This window comes from Oerskovia sp. NPDC056781 (genome assembly GCF_042789955.1).
Classification (GTDB): Bacteria; Actinomycetota; Actinomycetes; order Actinomycetales; family Cellulomonadaceae; genus Oerskovia; species Oerskovia rustica.
This window is the reverse complement of record NZ_JBHUAD010000340.1, coordinates 1-3008: the sequence shown is the minus strand read 5'-3', so window position 1 is coordinate 3008 and position 3008 is coordinate 1. Positions and strand designations below refer to the sequence as shown.

3 protein-coding genes are annotated in these 3008 nt (G+C 75.4%); all 3 read right to left on the bottom strand.

What is annotated here, in order from left to right:
* Window positions 1–71 precede the first annotated feature (71 nt).
* The 3 genes from ACFRCR_RS18065 to ACFRCR_RS18055 all read right to left on the bottom strand — a co-directional run bounded on the left by ACFRCR_RS18065 (window position 72) and on the right by ACFRCR_RS18055 (window position 2890).
* The gene (locus tag ACFRCR_RS18065) at window positions 72–1025 is read right to left on the bottom strand and encodes an exopolyphosphatase (RefSeq protein ID WP_377679511.1); all 954 of its coding nucleotides are present in this window, start codon (window positions 1023–1025) and stop codon (window positions 72–74) included.
* Between the two features lie 111 nt (window positions 1026–1136).
* Complete coding sequence (locus ACFRCR_RS18060; protein ID WP_336707892.1) at window positions 1137–1592, bottom strand: DUF501 domain-containing protein; 456 nt, start codon at window positions 1590–1592, stop codon at window positions 1137–1139.
* A gap of 374 nt (window positions 1593–1966) precedes the next feature.
* Window positions 1967–2890 (bottom strand): septum formation initiator family protein, encoded by a 924-nt coding sequence (locus ACFRCR_RS18055; protein WP_377679509.1) that lies wholly within the window; start codon window positions 2888–2890, stop codon window positions 1967–1969.
* Between the last annotated feature and the right edge of the window lie 118 nt (window positions 2891–3008).

Below are 3008 nucleotides of genomic sequence, written 5' to 3'. Positions count from 1 at the left end.
CGCCGAGAAGTGAGTAGACGCCCCTGAATCGCTCGATTCCGGGGCGTCTACTCACTTCTCGACGGAGCAGGTCACGCGATCGACAGCGCGATCCCGTCGAGGATGTCGTGCTCGCTCGTCACGACCGACGTGAGCTCGCCGCCCGCGGCCGCGACGTCGTCGCGCACCCGGCGCACGACCTCGGCCCACACGAGCGCGCCCGCCCCGATCACGTCGATGCGGCCCGGGTGCATGAAGCCCAGCGCCTCGCGCTCGGCCCGCGTGCGGCCCAGCAGGTCCTCGCACGCGGCCAGCGTCTGGTCGACCGACAGCACCGCGCCGTCGATCCGGTCGCGGTCGTAGCGCTCGAGCCCCAGCGCGTGCGCGGTCACGGTCGTGACGGAGCCCGCGAGCCCGACGAGCGTCGCGGCCTTGCCGAGCGGGACCGTGAGCGACGCCGTGTCGAGCGCGGCCCGCACGTCGGCCCGGGCCGCCGCGATCTCCTCGCCAGTCGGCGGGTCCGAGCGCAGGTGGCGCTCGGTCAGGCGCACGCAGCCCACGTCCATGGACCACGCGGCCTCCGGGGCGTCGGTGCCCAGCACGAGCTCGGTCGACCCTCCCCCGAGGTCCACGACCACGAACGGGCCGGGGTGGTTCGCCGCGACCACGCCCGTCGCGCCACGGAACGACAGCTCGGCCTCCTCCGTCCCCGACACGACCTCGGGCTCGACACCCAGGCGGGCCAGGACACCCTCGACGAACTCGCCGCGGTTCTCCGCGTCACGGGTCGCCGACGTCGCCACGAACCGGGTGCGCGTCGCACCGAGCTCCTCGATCACGCGGGCGTACTCGGCCGCCTGGTCGAGCGTGCGCGCGAGCGCCTCCGGGGCCAGCCTGCCCGTCCGGTCCACTCCCTGACCGAGGCGCACGACCTCCATACGGCGGTCGAGCTCGGTGAGGACGCCCGTCACGGGGTCGACGTCGGCGACGAGGAGTCGGATCGAGTTGGTGCCGCAGTCGATCGCGGCGACGCGAGAAGAAGTCATGACATCAAGGGTGCCACCCGTCGCCGCCGCGGCGGGCGCGGACGTCGCCCGAGGGCGGTCGGCGTCACGAGCGTCACACCGCGACGGCTGGCCCGCCCGCGGAGCGACGGCTCAGCAGGTGCAGCGGTCCGCGCGCCACGACCCGGAGATCATCACGAGCGCCTCGTCACCCAGCGGGTTCACGCCCGGTCCGGCCGCGAGCGCGTGGCCCACGAGCACGTGCAGGCACTTGACGCGCACGGGCATGCCGCCCGCGGAGATGCCCGCGATCTCCTCGACGTGCCCGAGCGACTCGCGCGCCGCGAGGTAGTGCTCGTGCGCGCGGGCGTAGGCGGCTGCGAGGTCCTCGTCCTGGGTCAGGCGCTCCGACATCTCCTTCATCACGCCGTTCGCCTCGAGCGTCGAGGCGCCCGCGACCGCCCCGGGGCTCGTCAGGTAGTACGTCGTGGGGAACGGGGTGCCGTCCGGCAGTCGCGGCGCGGTGTGCACCACGAGGGGGCGCCCGCACACGCAGCGCGCCGCGATCCCGACGACGCCGCGGGCCGGGCGGCCGAGCTGCTCGTGCAGGACCTCGAGATCCTCCGGTGTGACCTCGGGACGCGAACGGTCCGCCTCCGGGACGGCCGGGGCGTCGGCGCTGCGCGCGGGACCGCGGTCGGTCACCGGTGCCGTGTCACGGGCTGCGGCGTCGGCTGCGCCACCGCGGTCCACGGGGTCCGGGGCGGAGGGGGTCGAGTCGTTCACGAGGGGTTTCCGTTCTGCGGCGTGCGGTGCTGGTCCGGCGCCGGGAGCCGACGCCCTCCCATTGTCCCCGGTCGAGCGGCCGGATCGGCAATCGGTCCTGCGAGGCTCCGAGGACGTGAGGGCGTGGCGGACCTCCCCGAGCCCGTCGAGCTGACCGTGGCTGCCGGCGCGCTCGTCGAGCGGGTGCGGTGTGGGACCTACGGCGTCGTTGCGTCCGTGGCCGGGGGCTCGTCGCCCCCCAGGTCGGCCGGTGCGTCACCGGGAGCAGGCTGCTCCCCGGCAAGCTGGACCGACCGCCAGAGAGAGGTGTACCAGGGCGCACCGTCGTTCCCTTCGACGCCGACCGGCCCCTCGGTGACCTTCCGGCCCGTCTCGGGGTCGAGGTCGTCGACGACGATCTCCGGGTCGATGACCCGCCACGCACGTTCGCCCGGCATCACGTAGCTCAGCCGGTCGCGCGCCTGCGCGATCACGTACGCGTCGTCGTCCCAGCGCCCGAGCTGGACCTGGAGGTCCTCGCGCTCGGCCTCGGCCGCCGCGACCTCGGCACGCAGGGCGCGCAGCTCGCCCGTCTGGTTCACGTAGGCGCGCAGGGTCGGCAGCAGCAGGATGACCGCGAGGAGCACGACGACGGCGATGACCAGCGAACGGACCGTCACGACCTCGGGCAGCAGGAACCCGTTGCGGCTGCGCCGGCGGTCCGCGAGCGCCGGGGCCCGCGTCGAGGTGCTCGGTCGCGGGGTTCGCGGCGATGAGGACGCCCGGGAGGTCGAGGCGGTGGACCGTCCGCCCGTGCCCGACCCGGCGCCCGCGCCTGCCGCCGACGTGGTCGACGGCTTGCGCGGCACCGCCGGCTTGCGCCCCGCGCCGGTCGCGGGCCCCGAGGCCTTGGCAGCGCTCGCGTCCTTCGACGCCCCCTTCGCGGGACCGGCCTTCGAGGCGCCCGAGCCGGCCCCTGACCTGCCGGACGTGCCCGCGTCCGAGCGCGACGTCGTCGGGCCGGAGGTGCCCCGTGCGCGGCTGGTCGACGAACGACCGTCCCCGCGCGATCCTCCCCCGCTGCGTCCGCCCCCGGGGCGCGGCGAGGCGCCGGGCGTGGACGGGCGACGGTTCGTGGGCATGGAGCCGATTGTGCCGCCCCGCACGGTCGCTCGGGCGCAGGGTCCACGGCGTGCCGGGGCAACGTGGCCGGATCCACACCAAGCGTTCACATCCCCGCGCGTGTCGGGGTGCCTGTGG